A 21403-nucleotide genomic window follows, 5' to 3' on the forward strand; every position below is an offset into this window, starting at 1 on the left:
TATACCCCGATAATGATTGCTTTTGCGCAGACTGTCAATGGGGCCAGTCCCATCCAAAAAGACAAGGCAAATAATGGAAAATTTATGCTAATGTTCGCCTCGCAAACGATGACCTAACAGGTGGGCTGTGATATACTTGTAATATGAATGATTTTGTCCATTTGCATGCGCATACGGATTTCTCACTCCTTGACGGGGCCTCTTCCATTGAAAAAATGGTCGGGAGGGCCAAGGATTTGGGACAAAAGGCTCTGGCAATAACCGATCACGGAAACATGTTCGGGGTCCTGCTTTTTTACAAAGAATGCAAAAAGCAGGGTATCAATCCGATTATAGGATGTGAATTTTACGTTGCGCCCGGCAGCAGAACAGAGCGGGGCGAAAGCGAAAACAGAACAAAATACTATCACCTGATTCTGCTCGCAAAGAATGAACAGGGTTACCGTAATCTGATGGTTCTCAGTTCCCGTTCATATACTGAAGGAATGTACTACAAGCCGAGAATTGACGAAGAACTGCTCCGCCTCTATTCCGGCGGGCTGATCTGTCTTTCAGCCTGTATTTCCGGCCAGCTTCCGGTTTTGCTTCTCGACGGAAAATTTGCCGAAGCGGAGGAGTTTGTACGCCGGTACCGGGAAATATTCGGCGATGAAAATTACTTTATTGAATTGCAGGATCATGGAATTCCGGAACAGAAAAAAGTCGCTCCACTGCTTATCCAGATTGCGCGCAGGTTCGGGGTACCGATGGTCGTAACAAATGATGCCCATTATGCGGAAAAAAAGATTATATAGCGCAGGATATTCTTCTTTGTATAGGTACAAAGAAGACCCGGAATGAACCAAACAGGATGAAATTTGACAGCGATCAGTTTTATCTTAAATCAACTGAAGAAATGGCGGAACTGTTCCCTGAATATCCTGAAATGCTGTCAAACACTGTACGCATTGCAGACATGTGCAGCGTTGAAATTCCCCAGCCTGGCGCGCTTTTGCCCGAATATAAAATACCTCCCGAATTTTCGACAAAAGAGGCTTTTATCAGATATATTGTCCAGGAAGGTCTGAAAAAGCGCTACCCTGTTGTCACTCCTGAAATCCAGGAACGTGCGGATTATGAACTCGATGTAATTATAAAGATGAACTTTGTCGGGTATTTTCTCATAGTATGGGATTTTATCAATTGGGCAAAGGTCCATGAAATTCCCGTCGGGCCGGGCCGGGGTTCCGGCGCCGGTTCCATAGTTGCCTACGCGATGGCAATAACCGATATTGATCCGCTTAAATACAAACTGCTGTTTGAGCGCTTTCTTAATCCTGAACGTATTTCAATGCCGGACTTTGATGTTGACTTTTGCTTCGAACGCAGGCAGGAAGTTATTGAATATGTGAGGAGCAAATACGGAGACGACCGGGTCGGACAGATTATTACTTTCGGAACGCTGAAGGCAAAGGCCGCCATTAAGGACGTCGGCAGGGTCCTTGATATTCCGCTGGCTGATGTTAATATGATTACAAAACTGATTCCCGACGCTCCTAAAACCTGCCTGACCGATGCCTTTGTCCCGAATGATGATATTCCGGGTTCCGGGCAGCTGGCCCACCTGAAAGATGACCCGAAATATAAAGAACTGTTCGAAATCGCCTTCGCGCTTGAAGGGGCTAACCGTAATACCAGTTTGCATGCCGCAGGTATTGTAATCGGAAAAACGGATCTGTCGGACTATGTCCCTCTGTACAAGGATTCGAAAACGGGAAAAATTGCGACCCAGTTTACCATGGACCTGATTGAAGGCTGCGGCCTTGTAAAAATGGATTTTCTGGGGCTGAAAACACTCACCCTTATACAGCATACCACGGACCTCATCAGAAAACGGGGCGGCACATATGCGGATTTCGATATAACAACAATCAGCGAAAGGGACCCGGCAACATATAAAATGCTTGGAGAGGGAAAAAGCGCGGCCGTTTTCCAGTTTGAAAGTCAGGGTATGCAGAATATCCTTAAACGGGCAAAACCTGACAAAATCGAAGACCTTATCGCTCTTAATGCCCTGTACAGACCGGGACCGATGGCAAACATCGATCAGTTTATTGAATCAAAATTTGATCCGGGAAAAATAAAATACCCTGACTCCTGTCTGAAGGATATTCTGGAAGAAACCTATGGAGTAATTGTATACCAGGAACAGGTTATGCAGGTCGCCCAGCGGATAGGCGGGTACACTCTCGGACAGGCAGATTTGCTGCGCAGGGCTATGAGCAAGAAGAAAGAAGATGTCATGGCAAAGGAGAAAATCACTTTCAGGGAAGGCGCCGTAAAAAATGGATTTGCGGCGAACCATGCCGATGAAATCTTTGAAATACTGATTCCCTTTGCGGGGTATGGATTTAACAAAAGCCATGCCGCGGCCTATTCAATAGTCGCCTATCAAACAGCCTGGCTCAAAGCCAATTTTCCTGCGGAATTCATTGCGGCGAACCTTACCAATGAAATAGCTTCTACGGAAAAACTGCCGGAATATATTGCCGAAGGCCGGAAGATGGGACTGATTATCGATCCGCCTGACATAAACCGTTCCGAAGCCTATTTTACTGTTGTCGGAGGCCGGATCGTATATGGCCTGCTGGGAATAAAGGGCCTGGGCGAACAGGCGGCCGAGATGATTACTGAAGAACGCGAAAAAAACGGACCTTATAAATCGTTTATGGAATTTCTTGACCGCGCCGATCTCCGTACCCTGAATAAAAAGGCGGCGGAAGTATTAATCCAGACCGGCTGTTTTGACAATCTCGGGCAGCATCGTTCTGTTCTGCTGCAGAATCTTGAACGGGCGGTAGACTATGCTTCCCACAAAAAGGAATCGGCCCGGTTCGGACAGGTAAGCCTTTTTGAGGATACGGGAATTGAAGAATTCGCCGAATTTATTTTTGATGAAATAGAAGACTGGCCCAAGGAAGAAAAGCTCCGGAAAGAAAAAGAACTTATAGGTTTTTATATTTCCGGACATCCGCTTGATGAATACCGGAAAGCATTTGACAGGGCCGCAACCTTTGATATCCAGTTTCCCGAAAGGGCGCAAAAAGACAAGATATATACCATTGTCGGAATGGTAAGGTCCCTCCGCCCATACCAGACAAAGGCCGGAAAGTGGATGTGTTTCGGGACTTTTGAAGATTTTAACGGAACAATTGATCTGACTTTTTTTCCGGGAATCTGGGAACAGTGCAGAGACAAGGTTCAGCCTGATACGGTGTGGGGACTGACCGGAACAATAGATTTATCGCGAAACGCTCCTGTTTTCCTTGTAAAAACACTTATAAGTCCGGACGAACTTCAGACAAAGTCAATCCGCGAAATCCATATAAAAATAGATTCGGCGGTACGGGAAGCCCATATTCTGAATCCGCTCAGGGATTTTTTATTTGGCTCCAGCGGCAATTGTTCTGTATATTTGCACATGAACGATGCGAACCGGCAGTTTATGATTAAGACGGCAACCCAGATATGCGCCTCGGCTAATGATGAATTTCTTGAAGAAGTCCAGACAAAACCCGGAGTAGTTCAGGTATGGAGGGAATAAAAACAACCTGAAACTCAAACCATCCGTTTTTTTGCTTTGTTCACATCAGTGTGGAAGCAATGGTAAAAAGCTTTTTAGAAACTCAGTCAGTTTTGAAAAAAGCTTATGAAAAAAATGCTATTTCTGTACTTCCGGAGAAAATAGTATTTTTCCTTCAGCTAAATATACTGCGGTTTTTCAAATCACATTTTGAAAGGCCCTGTACTAAAGGATTTATATAGTCAAATAATTTAAATTATTTGACTGTTTCCGCTAGTACGTGTTTCTGATGTAAAGAATTAACCAATTCCTTACATCAGAAACTTAAATTAAAGGATTTATAATATGCAATCTCTTTTTAATGTTATCAGTATTCTTGTTTCTTTTTATTCATTTGTCTGCATTATACGTATTTTAATGTCCTGGCTTCCCCAGACGGCAGACACATCTTTCGGCAGATTCATATCCAGAATTTGTGACCCGTACCTGAACTGGTTCAGACGCTTTTCCTTTACCAGAATCGGGGTTGTTGATTTCTCTCCCATACTCGCGCTCGGCGTATTGTCCGCCGTGTCCATGATTTTCTCGATGATTGCCCAGACCGGGCGTATTTCAATCGGATTTATTCTGGGCGCGCTCTTGAGAGTGATCTGGTCCTTTTTCAGTTTTCTTCTTCTGTTTTTCATTATTTTCCTCATCATCAGACTTGTGTATGATTTATTCAACCGTTACGGATATTCTTCCTTCTGGGCAATGCTCGACCGGTTCCTGAATCCTCTTATCTCATATGTGACCCGTTTTTTCGGCAGAGGCATATCATACCGCGCGTCCCTGATTGTAACGCTGGTCATTTTGCTTGTTATCCGTGTCGGACTCGGAATCGGAGTTGAATATCTGTATAATCTCCTTATAAGACTTCCTATATAAATGTTTTTGCGTGAAATTACCGTCCCCGTATCCAGCATACGGGGTGTCGGACAGGCAATGACAAAACAGCTTTCTTCGATGGGCCTCCGTACAGTCGGTGATATTCTTTCATACTGGCCGAGAGACTGGGAAGATAGAACAGAATATGTGGCTCTGTCACATTTTAACTCTGCGCGGAAAATCAATACGCATGCTACTGTTATCGCTCATGACTGGTTCGGTTACGGACGGATGAAAACCCTGAAAATCATTATCCGCGATGACGAAGATACCGCGGCAGAGCTGATCTGTTTTAACAGGCCCTTTCTGGAGAAACAGTTTCCTCCGGGATCAAGAATTCTTGTATACGGAAGTTTCCAGTGGAAATACGGATCTATTCAGTCTGCATCATTTGAAATAGACATGGCGGATAAGGCCCCGGAACGGGTCCTCCCGGTATATCCTCTGACAAGCGGCATAACACAGGCCCAAATAAGAAAAATTATTTCAAACGCAGTATCGGAATATGCAAAAGGAATTAATTCGGAACTTCCTGCAAAAGTCAGAGAACAGTACAAACTCCCTTCAAAACAGCAGATAGTCCTGATGATGCATAAGCCGGTCACTATCTCGGAAGCCGGGAACGCACAGTATGCTCTTATTTTGAAGAACTTTTTTTCTTTGAATATACAATCGGAAGGAATTCGCTGGAAAGACGCGGAAGACTCCCCGATATATCAGAACCGCGGGATAATTCTGAAAACAAAAAAGCTCCTGAAGAAAACCCTCAGCCGCATCTTTTTCCTGTGCAGGAAAAAGTACTTGAACGGCTGCCATTCACGCTCACGCCGGATCAAATCAGGGTTCTGAATGAAATAAACAAAGATCTTTCCGGGGCTGCCGTTATGGCGCGTCTTCTTCAGGGCGATGTAGGTTCCGGTAAAACGCTGATAGCTTTTCTAGCGGCGCTGAAAATTATTGAAGATGGGGCTCAGTGCGCCCTGCTCGCCCCACCGAACTCCTGGCCCGGCAGCATGCGGAAAACGCGGCAAAGATTCTGGAACCGGCGGGGATCCGTCTGGCATTTTTAACCGGAAATATCAGGGCAGCCGGGCGGAACAGGCTGCTCGAAGAATTACAGGCAGGCAATATTGATCTGGTAATCGGAACCCACGCGCTTTTTTCAGCTGATGTCCGGTACAAAAATCTTGAACTGGTTATCATTGATGAACAGCACCGCTTTGGAGTCCTTCAGCGTTCGGCAATTATTGAAAAAGGCAAAACGTCAGGCGGCGACAGACCGCCCCATCTCTTAATGATGAGCGCGACGCCCATTCCCCGGACGCTGGCACTCTCTGTTTTCGGGGATCTTGATGTTTCAGTAATAAAAACAATGCCTCCGGGACGCAAACCGGTTATTACTCATCTTGCCCGCAGGGGCAATGAGCAGAAAGTATATGATTTTATCCGCACCCAGCTTTCCGAAGGCAGGCAGGCTTATTTTGTGTATCCCCTCATAGAACAGTCGGAAATGCTTTCATTAAAATCAGCGGAAGAGATGTTTGCTTTTCTGCAGAAAGAAATCTTCCCGGCAAATACTCTGGCCCTGATTCATTCAAAATTCCCGAGACCGATCAGCGGGAAATAATGGAGCGGTTTAAGGCGGGAACAGTCCATATCCTTGTCGCAACCAGTGTAGTTGAAGTCGGCGTTGATGTCGCAAATGCCACCTGTATGGTTATTGAACACGCCGAACGTTTCGGACTTTCAGCCCTGCACCAGCTCAGGGGCCGGGTCGGAAGAAGCGATTTGCAGTCTTACTGTTTTCTCGTATACGCCCGAAATCTGACTGAGGAAGGCAAGGCCCGCCTCAGGATAATGCATGAAACAACAGACGGGTTTATTATTGCCGAGGAGGATTTAAAATTGCGCGGCCCCGGTGACATTACCGGCCTCCAGCAATCAGGATATACCGCATTCACTCTCGCCGATCCGGTCCGCGATCAGAAAATACTCGAAGAAGCACGAAGAGCGGCCTTTTCACTTCTGCTCGAATAAGCCTTATAATCATTCTCCGCAAATTCCTTTTTTCAAACCGTCAGATCAAAATATACTTACAATTTTTATACCTATCTCCGGTAATTCCGCCGCTGAACACTGTTAAAAATAAAAAACTTTCGGAACAACAGACTAAGATGTGGGCCGCAATTACCGATATTCTATTATCGTGTTATCGATTTTTGAAATATCTTTATTTTATTCCGGGATTTGTTTATGAAAACCAAACAGGTTACACAGGCCTGCAGATTTCTCATTTTTACCCTGTTCTGTATCTTATTATTCGTGCCAGGGGCCGTTGCAGAAGAAACCGGTGGGGAAGAACTGCCGTATAAGGGCTGGAAACAGGCCAGCACAAATCATTTCAGGTTCATTTATGAGGACGCTTTTCGCCCGCAGGCGGAAGCATTCGCTGAAATCGCAGACAGTACATGGAACAGTCTTTCGAAAATCTACGGCAGTCCTCCGCAGAAAACCGATATAATTCTTTCAGGAAGACAGGATATTGTTAACGGTTATGCCCACACATACCGGTATAACATAGGACTCTATGTAAACCCGCCCCTTTCACCTGTTTTCGGATACAGGGATGAATGGACAAAAATATTTTTTACCCATGAATTGACACATATAGCCAATTTCACTTTTAACGGACACAAAAATATTTTTTCAACTATATTTGGCCCTTTCTGGAACACCTTTAGTGTTATGTCCCATCCTGATTGGGCCATTGAAGGCCTGGGTACTGTTCTGGAAACCGAGCTTACAAACGGAGGAAGGGGCCGCAGTCCTTACTTTGAATTGCTTTTCAAGGCGCCCGCGCTTGAAAACGGCTTTATAAAGTTCAGGGAAATAGGCAGGGAAACTGAACCTCCGGAGGGTCAGATTTATGTAATGGGTTACTTAATCATGCGGAGTATTGCAGACCGCTGGGGTATCAGCAGCCTCGCGGAGATTGAAAAGAATAAGTCAAAAGGATTTACTTACGCTGCATCAGTAAAGATGGTTACCGGATATACACCGGAAGAAATTTACCAGGATGTCCGCATCGCTCTTACAAAAAAATATCACGAAGAACGGACCATTCCGGAAGGAAAAACAATTTCGCCCAGAAGTCCGAAAACAAATTACTTTCCGCCGGCGCTGGTAACTGAAGATACAATTATAACCCTGCGCGATACCAGAAATGAGCCGAGGGCAGCTGTCAGTTTTTCCGCTGATACCGGAGAAGAAACCGTCTTATTTGAAGCGGATTTTGCTGACGAATTATCCCTGACGGCTGCGGAAAACGGAACTGTTGTTGCCGCGCTTCAGTCGGTCAGAAGGGATAAAATGCCCGGCTTTATGGTTTCAACCGATCTGTATAAGTGGAGAAGAGAAACCGGTTTAATTCCGTTAACAAGCGGGACCAGTCTTTTTCAGCCGGCAATAAGCCGGGACGGCAGCAGACTGGTTGCAGTTGAACTTGCCGGGCTTCATTACCGGCTTGTTGAAGTTGATCTCAGAACAGGCGAACGAAAAGTCCTCATAGAGTCTGAGACTGAAAGCTATATTTCACCGGCCCTATCCCAGGACGGATCAGAAATAGCTTTTCTGATAATCACGGGCGAGAGGGCAATACTTGCCTCATCGCAAATGCCGAAATATGAATTTGCGTATCCGGTACCCCAACGGAATATTAACCGGCTGGTCAATATCAATGGCGGAATTTCAGACATAGCATATCCATCGTGGAAAAAAGACGGCTCAATACAGTTTTCATCAAATGAACGGGGACGCCTGGAAGTCTGGGAATATAAAAACGGTCAAAAAAGACCTGTGGTTTCAGATCCGGTCGGGGCGCTCTGGAGTGAAACAATATCCAAGGGTATAGTATACGCGTCCTATGCTTCAACAGGATATGTGGTAAAAATCAAACCGGCAAAAGAATGGGCCATTGTTCCCGATTTTGAGGGACCTTCCGCGCCGGGTTCAGTAATTACGCTGGGGACTCTGGTTTCTGATTATCCCGGTTTTAACCCATATCCCGCAACGGGCGCTGAAAAGAATATCCCTGAACCCGGAATTTCCACACTGTATGACACAGGCACACAGCAGAACCTTCAGAATGAAAAACGGTTTGTAAACATTCCCAAACTGGATCTGTGGCTTCCCCTTCCCACAATTATATTTTTGCCGGAAGATTCGGTGAGTTTCGGTATAGGCGCATTTGCCATATTCAGTTCCGCCCCGCTCCGAAGGGGAATGCCGGATTCGGCAATAGTTACCGGAGGGTCATGGTATCCGGCCATCGGCCAGTTCTCCCTGTTTTTCCTGTCAAATATCCCGCTGTATACCGGTCAGTTTATTATCTGCCTTGGCCGGGACCTTGAAAAAAACTATGACGGTACCGTTTTTTATGAAACAAATTCTCTTCAGCTTTCATATGCGGTTCCCTTTTACTCAAGATCTTTTTACTATAACAGGACCGAGTTTGCCGCCTTTCTGGGGCTTTTTGCGCTGACAGGACGAAACGACACTGAAGTTTTTTCAGTAGGAGCAGGAATTTCCTATGATGCGGGAATCGGGGGACGAGCCGGAGTCGATTTCTATTTCCGGAAAAATATACTCACTGATTTATTTTTAACAGTAAAGGCAACTCCGGCTCTGCTGATCTCCATTTATCCGACCATTTCAACACGGACATATGTTTCAGGGGAATTGCTTGCGGGAGTTTCAGCGGGAACAGAATTTGTTCAGGCGGAATTCGGGCTGCGGTCACGCTGGCTTGACCTGCCTGAAGAAGCGCCTCTTACAGGTTCGCTCGCAACAATTCGGGGGCTGTACTCGATTGCTTATATCCGGGAAGAATCATTCTGGAAACCGGAATCGTCTTTCCCGGTGTATTCAATAAACGGATATTTGCGGAAACGCTTTTTTCGTTCGGAAAAAATTCAGCGGGGATGGAAACTCCGGATAACAATACCTTCATAAATTTTGCAAAAGAAGCAAATATCCATACAGGCCTGGAAATTGAACTCAGGACCGGCAGAAACAGTTTCGCTGCCGGGGTCGTTATGCATTTTAATGATAAGACTGAATTCAAATTTACCAAAAATACCCGGCTATACCTGACCGTCAAAATAGACGCGCTTCAGGGAACAGTCCAGTAGGATGGAAGCCCTGCGGATCATTTATTCTGCAGGGCGGCGCCTATAAAATCACGGAAAAGCGGATGGGGCCGGTTCGGCCTCGACGCAAATTCCGGATGAAACTGCACCCCTACAAACCAGGGATGGCTTTTCAGTTCGACAATTTCAATAAGATTACGGTCAGGATTTCTTCCGGCAAATATCATATCTGAAGACTCAAACTGTTCCCTGAACAGATTATTGAATTCATAGCGGTGACGGTGGCGTTCCTGAACTTCATGGACCTTATAAGCCTTTTCCGACAGACTTCCCTCGGAAAGAAGACAGGTGCAGGCGCCGAGCCGGAGTGTTCCGCCCAGGTCAACATCTTTTTGATCAGGCATAAGATCAATAACCGGATGTTCAGTGTTTTTTGAAAATTCCGTGGAATTCGCATCATCCATTCCAAGAACATTCCGCGCAAATTCAATAACAGAAATCTGCATTCCAAGACATATCCCGAAATAAGGGATTTTATGTTCGCGGGCATAACGCGCGGAAAGAATCATACCGGTCGTTCCCCTGTCCCCGAAGCCGCCGGGAATGATTATGCCGTCGGCTTTTTCAAGCAGTTCGGCGGCTTTTTCGGGAGTCTGTATATTCTCGGAATCGATCCAGTCAATTTTTACCCGTGTGTTATGGAAAATACCGCCGGCGGTTAATGCTTCCGCGACACTGAGATAGGAATCATGCAGATCAATATATTTTCCCACAAGGGCAATGGTTATTTCAGTTTCAGGATGATAAAATTTGTGAACCATTGCCTTCCATTCGGTCAGGGCGGGTTCGGCGTCAGGAAGGTTCAAAAGGGATATGAGTTTTTTCCCGATCCCTTCCCTTTCAAGCATAAGAGGCACTTCATAAATTGATTTCGCGGTAAGATTTTCGATTATTGAGTCCTGGGAAACATTGCAGAACAAGCCCAGTTTTTCTCTTATTGATTTTGTCAGCTGTTTTTCGCTACGGCACATTATTATATCAGGCTGGATTCCAAAACCAAGAAGCTCCTTGACGCTGTGCTGCATTGGTTTTGTTTTGATTTCCCCGCATTCCTTCAGATAGGGCAAAAGGCCAAGATGAATAAATGCGCAATTTTCCCTTCCAACGGAAAACTTTATCTGGCGGATCGCCTCGATAAACGGAAGGGACTCTATGTCACCGACAGTGCCTCCGATTTCGGTAATAACAACATCGGCGCCGGTTTCAGTTGCGGTTTGCAGTATACGGCTTTTTATTTCATCCGTTACATGAGGTATTACCTGAACAGTTTCTCCCTGAAAATCTCCGGCCCGTTCCCTGTCAAGCAGGGATTTATACACCTTGCCTGATGTTGTATTATTGAATTTGTGCAGGGTTACATCGGTAAAACGTTCATAATGGCCGAGATCGAGGTCTGTTTCCCCTCCGTCAATCGTGACAAAAACTTCACCATGCTGAAAGGGGTCCATGGTTCCCGGATCGATATTAAGATAGGGATCAAATTTCTGGTTCTCTACTTTCAGACCCCGGCTTTTCAGCAGGAGTCCGATAGATGCTGCGGCAATACCCTTCCCCAGAGAAGAAACAACACCACCCGTAATAAAAATAAATTTTGTAGCCATCCTTTAATCCCCTTTCCCAAAAAATCAATAATACTATAGAAAACCTTAAAACGCTTTTTTCTGAATACAGGCATAAAACAAAAAGCACCCGGCCGTAGGACCGGGCACAATTTATAATATATATTATATACTTATTTTTTCAAGAATACCATCTGTTTTATCATAAACCGGAACTGAATCTACTGGATATTCTTGTCAATGCCCCACTCCGGATACGCGCTGTTCCCATGTTCAGTAAGGTCCAAACCCGCCTTTTCTTCTTCAGCCGGAACCCGGAGTCCTATGGTCTTTTTGATAAGAAAGAACATAATGCCGGTTGTCAGAAGGACCCACGCGCCTACAGCTATTACCCCAAGGACCTGAACGCCCAGCAGAGCGAAGCCGCCGCCGTAAAACAGCCCGCGGATTGCGTCAGAGCCTTCACCGTAACGGGCAAACAGTCCGACAGCCAGGGTTCCCCAGATGCCGCAAAGAAGATGAACGGAGGTAGCGCCTACCGGATCATCAACCTTAAGAATTCTGTCAAAGAACTCGACACCAAAGACTATCAGAATACCGGCCACAAAGCCGATCGCAATCGCGCCATAGAAAGTCACTACCTGACAGCCCGCGGTAATAGCCACAAGGCCTGCAAGCGCACCGTTCAAAGTCATTGACAGGTCCGGCTTTCCATAGCGGAACCAGGTTAAAAACATGGTAACAATTGCTGCTACAGCGGCCGCAAGGTTTGTTGTCATTGCAATATACCCTATTTCCGGAGTTACAGCAAGAGTCGAACCGGGATTAAACCCGAACCATCCCATCCAGAGGATAAACACACCGGTGGCGCCGAGCGGCAGGTTATGTCCGGGAATGGCGTTTATCTTTCCGTCCGGACCGTATTTTCCTATGCGGGGACCGAGAAGAGCCGCTCCGGTAAGGGCAGCCCAGCCGCCGACGGAATGCACTGCTGTAGAACCTGCAAAATCGATAAATCCGATCTTTGAAAGCCAGCCGCCGCCCCAAATCCAGTGTCCGCTTATCGGATAAATACACAGGCTTATAACTATGCTGTAAACAATATAAGCCTTGAATTTTGTCCGTTCGGCCATGGCGCCGGAAACAATCGTAGCTGCGGTTGCGGCAAACATTGTCTGGAAGAAAATGAAAACTCCGGGTGAAAGGGATTCAAAAACATCCACTTTCAATGTTTCAGGCCGGAAAAAACCTGAAATTCCCATAAAACCCGCAAAACTGCTGCCGAACATCAGTCCGAAGCCCACAACATAATAGGCCACCGTTCCAAGTGAAAAATCCATAAGGTTTTTCATTATGATGTTTACAGAGTTTTTTGAACGGGTAAAACCGGTTTCAACAAGCGCGAAACCAAGCTGCATAAAAAATACCAGAACACCGCCCAGTATTACCCACATCATATCAATTTTCTGAACAATATCAATTAAATCCATATCAACACCTCCAATCTGCCGGGTCAAAAAAAAGATTGATATGGCAGGTTTTGCTATTTCCGCAAACCTTAAGCCACACCAATCTTCTTTGATGGCGATCCTTTCTTTTTGCTACAGGGCAGTTCTTCCGTTTTCTCCTGTCCGGATTCTGACTGCATCTTCAACGTCATATACGAAAATCTTACCGTCGCCCTGGACTCCCGTGGAAATCTGCCGGCATAGAGCATCAACGATTTCCTGTTTTTTTCACTCGCAACAACCGTCTCAACTTTTATTTTCGGCAGCAGATTAACCGTATATTCGGTACCCCGGTATGAATGGGTCACACCCTTCTGGTTTCCGAAACCCATAATATTTGTGACCATCATACCTGACGCGCCCAAATCATTCAGAATATTCTTGACTACTTCAAGTTTTTCGGAGCGGATAATAATCTCCAGCTTTTTCATAGCACCTCCATGAAATTCCGTTTTTCCTTCAGTAATTGACTGACTCCTGTTTCCGCGCTACATTGCGAAAGAATCATCAATAACCATCCGGGCGGCCTGAATCAGTTTCAGTCCGCGGTCCATACTTGATTTCTGCAGAAAACGGTGCGCCTGCGATTCCGTCATTTGATAGCGGTCCATAAGCATTTTTTTAGCCTGCAGGATCAGAAGCTTCTCTTCCGCAGACCGCTCATGAATATACTCTTTGCCGGCGGGACGGAAACCCTTTAAAGCCGCTTCGGCCGCAGCAGCTTTTTCGGCCCGTTCAATTGCATCAATCAGGTCTATTGATCCGAGAGGATATGAGATAACAACCATATCTTCCCTTGTTATTAAATCGTCCTGGTGGGGCAATACCACAGTGACCATAGCCAGCCGTCCGTTCAGGGCAGTTTGCAGGCCTTCTGCAGTCATGTCGGCAAACTGGAACCCGCTTACAACAACCATACTGGTACAGAAGTCAGCTACACGGATCAGTTCGGCGCCTGTTTTGCATGAGTATTCTATGTTATAGCCTTCCCTGAGCAGAATGGTTTTTACCCACTCCGACAGTAAGGGATTTGAAAACGCTATAATAATACTCCGCATTTTGACTCCTCACCTCATGTCATGTTATTTTTGTTCAGACCGGTCTGAACAAATCCATTGAGCTGTTTTTCAAACGACAAAAAAGCATAATCATAACAACAGTATATACAAATACTTTTTGCTGTCACAATATCCGCAGGCACAAAAAAAAGACATCCCCATATATTAAATACGGGAACGTCTTTGTTCTTTCCGATGAATAGTATCATAATGAAAAGGTTTTTATCTGTCAAGTATATTTATTCGTTTTTTATATATTTTTATGTATATTTATTCAAAAAAATCAAGCCCAGAAATCAGAGGAAAGCGCGTCATAAAAAGAAGGAACGGACCGCCAGACACGGTCAAGGATTTCCCGGGGAGGATCGATAAGATCTTTAATAAAAACAGGCTTCATTCCTGCGTCAGATGCGGCCTGAAGCCCGGGCGGCGAGTCCTCAAAAACAATAATAGCATCGGCCGGAATATCAAAGCCCGCAGCCTGTATCAGTCTGTCCCGTGCGAGGAGAAAAATATCAGGAAAGGGCTTCCCTCTGGCCGCTTCATTTCCGAAAACACAGGCTTTAAAAAACCTGAGAAAACCGGCCATTTCCAGCATTCCCTTGGCGTCATCAGATCCTGTCGAGGTGGCCAGCCCCGCGGGAATATTCCGGTCAGAAAGAAACTGTAATATTTCCCTCGCCCCCGGTTTTTCAGGAGGGCCGTAATCAGCTATATAGGAACGGACCCATGTATCGGTACGGGCATAAAAGTCATCATACGGAAAATCTTCGCCCATTGCTTTAAGAACAGTAAGCTTTGTGTCCCGGGCATTCCGCCCTACACAGGACAAAAAAAGACGGTCATCCATTTGATACCCAAGGAGTCCGGCCGTCTTTTTCCAGGCCTCGCCGTAAAGGCGCTCCGTATCAAACAGAATCCCGTCCATATCAAAAACCGCTGCACATATCATACAGCGGATTATACCTGAAAAGCCGCTATAGGGCTATCAGCAGGCATTAGGCAACATAGGCCTGCAGCCGGTCCATCCGTGCCGGATGCTGCAGTCTGCGGATGGCTTTTTTCTCAATCTGGCGTATTCTTTCCTTCGTCAGGTTAAAATTATTGCCTATCTCCTTCAGAGACATTGCCCGGTAACCGTTTAACCCATAACGGTAACGGATAACCTCCGCTTCCTTTGGAGTCAGGGTTTCAAGTACGGAATCAATTTCTTCCTGGAGGCTTGAAGTAATAACATAATCTTCAGGCTGCTCATACCGGGTATCCTCAAGAAAATCCCCGACATTGCTGCTTTCACGGTCGGAATATACGGGAGAATCAAGGGAAACCATTTCCCTGGTGATATTTACAAGGTCATTAACATGTTCCTGTTTCATATTAAGAAACTCGGCAATTTCGCGAAGCTCTGATTCTTCAGACTGGTTCCGCGATACTTCCTTGCGGGCCTTTTCAATCTGGACAAGTTCATTTGCGCGGTTAAGGGGAAGGCGGATCATGCGCGATTTTTCGCAGATAGCTTTAAGAATAGCCTGACGGATCCACCATACTGCGTAGGAAATAAAATGATAACCCTTTGTCGCATCAAAACGTTCTACCGCATTAAGAAGGCCTATATTGCCTTCACTAATCAAATCAAGAAGCGGAAGCCCCTGGTTTTGATATTTTTTTGCAACATTAACCACAAATCTCAGATTTGCCTTCACCAATTTTTCCTTAGCAGCCGGATCACCAGCCGCAGCAGCCATCGCTGTTGAATATTCCTCTTCACGGGTCAGCAGCGGGATAGCATTTATTTCTTTCAAATATGTTGAAAGAACATTCTCATCTTGCGGTCTGTTTTTTTCAATTGTTGTGTTGCTCATAATAACCTCCCAGGGTCATATGCCCTGTAGCATTATATAAGCAAGTTTTGTGCCAACAAAGAAGAAATAATAAATACTTGTATTGTATAGATTTACAGATAACAGAAAAACATCAAAAAGTTAAATTTGTGTAATTTTGACACAATTACAGCTATAGCTGGCATTTTTGGTTCATTATGAATCATTTTTCCCGCCATCATGATTACTTGACCATAGCCGGATTTTATTCGTATATTATTAAGCAAATCAGGAGGCAATATAATGAAATTGAAGCCATTGGCAGACCGTGTTTTAGTAAAAACTGATAAATTGGAAGCAAAAACGGCAAGCGGCATTATTATTCCCGATACGGCTCAGGAAAAAACCCAGACAGCCGTTGTTGTCGCAGTAGGCGATGACAAGGAAAAAATAACCGTTTCCGCCGGACAGAAAGTAATGTATGATAAGTACGCCGGAACGCCTGTAAAAATTGATGGTGAAGACCATCTTATCCTTAAAGCTGCTGATATTATTGCTGTAATTGAATAATTTCAGTCGATAACACGGAAAAGCCGTCCGTTTACCGGGCGGCTTTTTATTCGTGGCGAGGGTTAATACTCCGCTGCTTTGCGGCGGGGTATTTTATTTTAAAAAATAATTTCCGTATCAATCTTCCTCAGGAGCGCGATGGCAGGATAATTGAACCGGTCAAGTTCTATGGCATAGCCCAGAACACTTTTGGCACGTTCGAAAGCCCGTATTGAAACCAGAATTACGGCAATCCTGTAATGCAGTTTGCTTTTCTGGATATTATCAGGGGCCATGCCGGCGGCAAGTGAAAGAGTATCGACGGCCTTCTCTGCCTCTCCCCTCTTGTTATACAGCAAACCAATATTTGCCAGGGCCGTCCAGGCATTCTTTTTATCATTTGCGTAAAAATTGAAACTCTCTTCTGCAGAATCCAGATTACCGTAAGACGCTTCTTCAATGGCTGTATAAAAAAGCACATGCTCAGGCAGGGAATTATTTAATTCAAAAACAGCGTCAAAATCGCCTCTCTCGGCGAAAAACCATAACGCGTATTCATATACCAGAGGCTCATCAGGATACAGCTCCATCAGATTCCAGAGTTCTTCCGCAGAAGAAAAAACCTCACCTGAATTACGCTGATTGAACCTGAATCTTTCAAGCAATATGCGGATGTCCGGTTCCCCGCCGGAGGCGGCAACAGCCTCGCCGAGTACCCGGACCGCATCCTGTTTTGTAATCGGCGAATATTCGAGTTCCTGCTCACGCTCAAGCGTAAAAAAGCCCGCTCTTTCCAGATCGGAGGTAATAGCGTCAGGATCTGCCGGAAAGGGTGCAGGAACACTTCGGACATACAGCGCAACGGCAGGATAAAACGCGGGGAAATACAGAAAACAATTTTCAAGATAGTTTTTTTCAGTACAGGGTCTTCTGCGGCAGCGGCGCTGTTATACCAGGGAAGAGGCGACAGACGGGAATATTTCTCTGAAGCAAGCTGCCAGCATGCCCGGGCATACCGGAAATCCCTGAGCGCCCATGCCGCATCGGCCGAGAGCATAAGTTCATCAAAACTCATCTTTTCAAGGTCCTGTTCCTGCAAAAAAAGAAACACCCGTTCATACAAACCGGCGTCATAATATAACAGCGAAGCGAAGTATCTCTCCTGGGGAGGGAAACCGGCAAAGTCTTCATCAAGAAGCACCGCAGGCGGGTACAGGCTGATTGCAGGACGGAAAGCGCCCTGCCGGGCATACAACACCGCGGCGTTTCGCCGGAAAACAGGGTCAGCTGTAACAGAATAGGCGGCGGAAGCATACTTTGGATCAAGCGAAGGAATAGCAGGGGATTTATCCAGAGTCGCGTTAATCCGGACATAGGCAGGCAAAGCGGAAAGCGGGGTTGAAATCAAAACATCCGAATACTCTTCGGCCTCCTGTTCCCGGCCGGCAAGGATCAGGGTATCAACAAGTACGGCCAAAAGGATTTCGTTTACAGGAAACTGTTTTAACGCCGTATACAGGGTTTCAGCAGCCTGTCCGTATGCGGATATGGAGCGTTCGCGTTTTACAATTGAAAGCCACTGGCCGGTATTGCCCGCGCTTCTGCGGAGCCGCTGAAGTCTGTTAAGAGCTTCATGGTTTTTCCCGGAAATAATCAATTCATCTATTCCGGATAGAGAGGCAGAAAACTGTGTGCCGGCGCGGGATGACGAACGGCTGACAAAAAAAACAGTTAATGAAATGCCCAGAAGAATACAGGCAAATGCGGATAAAATAATTATGAGCTTTGTCTGCCCTTTCATTACTGCACGGAAATTCCTTCCTGTTTTTTTCTGATACTGTCAAGGACGGCGTTTATGAATTTGTAGGATTCATCAGTTCCGAATTCCTTGGAAATATCTATAGCCTCATCGATAATTATCGAAGGATGCATGGATTTCTGATACAAAAGAGAATATACGCTCATGCGGAGAATGGACAGATCAACCTTATTCAAACGGCTGAAATCCCAGTTTGTTATGTGTTCACTGATTATCCGGTCAATTTCGTCGACATTCTCGATTGTTCCGGATATCATCAGCCGTGAAAATACAATCCCGTCTTCACCGAGACGGGCGCGTTTTTCCTCTTCTATCCATTCAAATTCGAGAAGATCGGCAAGCTCCAAACCGGAAACATCCCAGGCATACAGGGCCTGGAATGCGATGATCCGTCCTTTTCGCCTGCTGGCCATTTTACCATGTCAGAGCTTTATCGAGCTCTTCACCTGATTTAAGTATCTGAAAATTTTCAGGTTTTCGCAGTTCATTTATTATCTGGGTAAGGGCCTCATTGACCGCGATCTGCTGCGCCTGCTCCGTTAAATTACCTTTTATGTATTCATAAACAGTAATTGTCGTTCCCGGCCTTACAATATCGCTCAATTCCAGGATTTTTGCAGGATATTTTTCCTGGACCAGGAAAAACTGGAAGTCGGTTGCCGTCTCAGTCACTTCAGAAACCGAATTAACGTTAATCTGGAAAATCTTCAGGAGAGCGTCCATAGTCAGCCCCATCTGCTGGGCCGCGGTCGCGTTCTTGTTCAGATAAATATCGCCCGCCTGGTAGCCGGAATTCGCGGCCTGGGAACGGATTTTAACATCATTTATCGCGGAAGGATCTTTTACAAGCTGGGCGCGCAATTCCTCAATTTTTTTCTTTGCAGCGGTACTGTTATCCCCCTTCGGGACTACCACCAGAAACAGCTTGGCCATATCCGGCTGGACAAAATTCTGTTTATATAATTCATAATTTGAACGTATTTCCGTATCGGATGGTCCGGAAATGGACTGGAGTTCAGCCTGTTTCGTTGTCATAACATAGCGCTGGGCGACAAGCTGGTTTTTCATAAAGCCCTTGTATTCAACGAGGCTCATATTGTTCTGGGCCTTGATATAGTCGTCAAGGCTCATTCCGGTCTGCTGTTTGATCATCTGGGCAAATTCCGCTTCAGTTATCGGTCTTCCGACCATCTGGGAAAGGTTTTGCGTAAAATACTGGTTAACTTCGTTATCCGATACCCTGATACCGTCCCTTTCAGCAGCCTGTACGACGAGCCGTTCATTAATAAGTGAATCAAGCACCTGTTTGCGCTCTTCAACCGTTAAACTCCGTCCCATTTCCTTTTCATAAGCTTCAACACGTGATTTTACCTGCTTAATAGTAATGGGTTCGGTTTTATAGAGCTTAACATTTGCTATTGACTGCAAATTTGACTGGGCAGTCAAAACGCTAAGGCTCAACAGAGATAAAACTACACAGACACTTACTCGCTTCATATTTTCCTTCTTTCTGCACCGGAATTTAAAACCGGTTTTATCATATAAAGTATAACAGACTTTATTGCAACTAGTTACGGTTATTTTTCTCCAAAACGGCACGAATTCGGCGGACACCGGCCGACGATGACTGCTCTTTTACTATTTTAAAAACACCCATATTTCCTGTCCGGCCCACATGCGGCCCTCCGCATACTTCCTTTGAAAATTCCCCTATGCAATATACTTTTACTATATCTTCGTATTTCTCGCCGAACAAGGCCTTCGCGCCCATTTTTTTTGCTTCTTCAAGCGGCAGAATTTCCATTTTTACCGGGAGATCGGCAGCGATCTGGTCGTTTACAATCTGCTCTACCCGGGCGATTTCTTCCTGGGTCATTGGCTGGGGATGTGTAAAGTCAAAACGCATTCTTTCGGCGGTGATATTTGAACCTTTCTGGTTAACATGGTCGCCCAGGACTTCCTGAAGGGCCTGCTGAAGCAGGTGGGTTGCCGTGTGATATGCAGTCGTCTGTTCGGAATTATCCGCCAGACCGCCTTTAAATATCTGTTCACTGCCCGCCCGGGAAAGATCCTGGTGCTTTTTAAAAGCTTCGTCAAATTCTTCACGGTTGACTCTGAGACCGTTTTCGGCGGCAAGTTCTTCAGTCAGTTCTATAGGGTATCCGTACGTATCATATAATTTAAACGCGAGCCGTCCGGGAATGGTTTTCTGTGGATTCCGGAGGAGATTCGGAAGCATTTTCCCGAATTCGGCTTCGCCTTTTTGGAGGGTTTGCAAAAATCTGTCTTCTTCTTTTTTAAGCTCAGAACAGATAAAATCCGAACTGCCCGCGACTTCAGGGTATGGCTCCCTGAACATATCGATAACAGCCTGCGCAATGCCGGACAGAAAATTGCCGTCAATGCCGAGTTTTTTTCCGTGCCGGACAGCGCGCCTGATCAGACGGCGGAGAACATAACCGGCTCCGACATTTGAAGGCGCAACACATTTCGGATCACCCAAAATAAAAGTCGAAGCCCGGACATGGTCGCAGACGATGCGAATGGATATATCATCGGCTTCCTGTGCGCCGTATTTTTTTCCGCTGAGGTTTTCAACACAGGCTATAAGAGGCCTGAAAAGTTCAGTATCATATACCGATTGCCTGCCCTGAAGAATGGTTATAGTCCGTTCAATGCCCATCCCCGTATCGACACACTTTCTTGCAAGCTTCTCGTATGTTCCGTCCTGCATTTTTTTATACTGCATGAATACATTATTCCAGATTTCGAGGTACTTTCCGCAATTGCAGCCGGGGCAGCAGGAATCACCGCAGGAAGGCTTTCCAATATCGATAAATATTTCCGTATCAGGACCGCAGGGGCCCGTTTCACCGGCAGGTCCCCACCAGTTATCCGAACGCGGCAAAAAATGTATCCTGTCTTCCGGAATTCCCTGATCCTTCCAGATCTGCGCGGATTCTTCATCCCGGGGGACATCTTCGTCCCCGGCAAATACGGTCACAGACAATTTTTCCGGCGGTATATTCAGATATTCAGCGCCTGTAAGAAATTCATAGCTGAATTCTATTGATTCTTTTTTAAAATAATCCCCCAGAGACCAGTTCCCGAGCATTTCAAAGAAGGTCAAATGGCTGGTGTCTCCCACGGAATCTATATCGCCTGTCCGTATGCACTTCTGATAATCGGTCAGTCTTGTTCCTGCAGGATGGGGTTCGCCCATCAGATAGGGAACAAGAGGATGCATACCGGCTGTTGTAAAAAGTACGGTCGGATCATTTTCAGGTATAAGAGATTTCCCTGATATTTCCACATGACCCTTACTTTTAAAAAATTCTATGTATTTTTTTCTGAGTTCATTAGCTGTCATAGATTCTATATATAGTAGAGAATG

General features: G+C 45.7%; 15 protein-coding genes and 2 pseudogenes. 6 read left to right on the plus strand and 11 right to left on the minus strand.

What is annotated here, in order from left to right; all coding sequences use genetic code 11:
* Positions 1 to 143: 143 nt before the first annotated feature.
* From dnaE to K7I13_RS04725, 5 genes and pseudogenes are all read left to right on the plus strand, one after another.
* A pseudogene (gene dnaE / locus K7I13_RS04705) lies at positions 144 to 3583 on the plus strand (DNA polymerase III subunit alpha).
* Between the two features lie 324 nt (positions 3584 to 3907).
* On the plus strand, positions 3908 to 4489 hold the full coding sequence (locus K7I13_RS04710) for a YggT family protein (protein WP_255948395.1): 582 nt from the start codon (positions 3908 to 3910) through the stop codon (positions 4487 to 4489).
* Positions 4490 to 6526 (plus strand): annotated as a pseudogene (gene recG, locus K7I13_RS04715) (ATP-dependent DNA helicase RecG). It abuts the gene before it with no gap.
* A gap of 216 nt (positions 6527 to 6742) precedes the next feature.
* Positions 6743 to 9499, plus strand: coding sequence for a TolB family protein (locus tag K7I13_RS04720; RefSeq protein ID WP_255948397.1), 2757 nt, complete (start codon positions 6743 to 6745; stop codon positions 9497 to 9499).
* Complete coding sequence (locus tag K7I13_RS04725) at positions 9469 to 9678, plus strand: hypothetical protein (protein WP_255948399.1); 210 nt, start codon at positions 9469 to 9471, stop codon at positions 9676 to 9678. The genes K7I13_RS04720 and K7I13_RS04725 overlap by 31 nt, the downstream gene beginning before the upstream one ends.
* A gap of 17 nt (positions 9679 to 9695) precedes the next feature.
* Here the strand turns inward: K7I13_RS04725 and pyrG are convergent, their stop codons facing one another.
* From pyrG to K7I13_RS04755, 6 genes are all read right to left on the minus strand, one after another.
* Positions 9696 to 11297: a CTP synthase gene (gene pyrG, locus K7I13_RS04730; RefSeq protein ID WP_255948401.1), complete on the minus strand. Its 1602-nt coding sequence runs from the start codon at positions 11295 to 11297 to the stop codon at positions 9696 to 9698.
* A 179-nt stretch (positions 11298 to 11476) separates the two neighbouring features.
* Positions 11477 to 12745 carry an ammonium transporter gene (locus tag K7I13_RS04735; RefSeq protein ID WP_255948403.1) on the minus strand — a complete coding sequence of 423 codons (1269 nt, stop codon included), beginning with the start codon at positions 12743 to 12745 and terminating at the stop codon, positions 11477 to 11479.
* A gap of 68 nt (positions 12746 to 12813) precedes the next feature.
* On the minus strand, positions 12814 to 13194 hold the full coding sequence (locus K7I13_RS04740; RefSeq protein WP_439647463.1) for a P-II family nitrogen regulator: 381 nt from the start codon (positions 13192 to 13194) through the stop codon (positions 12814 to 12816).
* 57 nt (positions 13195 to 13251) lie between these two features.
* Positions 13252 to 13821, minus strand: coding sequence for an ANTAR domain-containing response regulator (locus K7I13_RS04745; protein WP_255948405.1), 570 nt, complete (start codon positions 13819 to 13821; stop codon positions 13252 to 13254).
* A gap of 283 nt (positions 13822 to 14104) precedes the next feature.
* The gene (locus tag K7I13_RS04750) at positions 14105 to 14749 is read right to left on the minus strand and encodes an HAD family hydrolase (RefSeq protein WP_439647464.1); all 645 of its coding nucleotides are present in this window, start codon (positions 14747 to 14749) and stop codon (positions 14105 to 14107) included.
* A 70-nt stretch (positions 14750 to 14819) separates the two neighbouring features.
* Entirely contained in the window at positions 14820 to 15683 is an 864-nt protein-coding gene (locus K7I13_RS04755) for a sigma-70 family RNA polymerase sigma factor (RefSeq protein ID WP_255948409.1), read from the minus strand.
* 261 nt (positions 15684 to 15944) lie between these two features.
* Between K7I13_RS04755 and K7I13_RS04760 the strand changes: the two genes are divergently transcribed.
* A complete protein-coding gene (locus K7I13_RS04760; protein WP_255948411.1) occupies positions 15945 to 16211 on the plus strand; it encodes a co-chaperone GroES in 267 nt (88 codons plus the stop codon).
* A gap of 98 nt (positions 16212 to 16309) precedes the next feature.
* On the opposite strand, the gene K7I13_RS04765 is transcribed toward K7I13_RS04760, so the two are convergent.
* The 5 genes from K7I13_RS04765 to K7I13_RS04785 form a co-directional block, all read right to left on the minus strand.
* On the minus strand, positions 16310 to 16780 hold the full coding sequence (locus K7I13_RS04765) for a tetratricopeptide repeat protein (protein ID WP_255948413.1): 471 nt from the start codon (positions 16778 to 16780) through the stop codon (positions 16310 to 16312).
* Entirely contained in the window at positions 16780 to 17991 is a 1212-nt protein-coding gene (locus K7I13_RS04770; RefSeq protein WP_255948415.1) for a hypothetical protein, read from the minus strand. Before K7I13_RS04770 ends, K7I13_RS04765 begins: the two co-directional genes overlap by 1 nt.
* Entirely contained in the window at positions 17991 to 18422 is a 432-nt protein-coding gene (gene nusB, locus K7I13_RS04775; RefSeq protein ID WP_255948419.1) for a transcription antitermination factor NusB, read from the minus strand. The genes K7I13_RS04770 and nusB overlap by 1 nt, the downstream gene beginning before the upstream one ends.
* Before the next feature lies 1 nt (position 18423).
* Complete coding sequence (locus tag K7I13_RS04780) at positions 18424 to 19506, minus strand: MOSP complex formation periplasmic protein, TDE1658 family (RefSeq protein WP_255948420.1); 1083 nt, start codon at positions 19504 to 19506, stop codon at positions 18424 to 18426.
* A 70-nt stretch (positions 19507 to 19576) separates the two neighbouring features.
* Positions 19577 to 21379, minus strand: a complete 1803-nt coding sequence (locus K7I13_RS04785; RefSeq protein ID WP_255948422.1) for an alanine--tRNA ligase — start codon at positions 21377 to 21379, stop codon at positions 19577 to 19579.
* Positions 21380 to 21403: the final 24 nt, after the last annotated feature.

Source organism: Brucepastera parasyntrophica, from assembly GCF_022376835.1.
In the GTDB taxonomy this organism is placed as follows: Bacteria; Spirochaetota; Spirochaetia; order Treponematales; family Treponemataceae; genus Brucepastera; species Brucepastera parasyntrophica.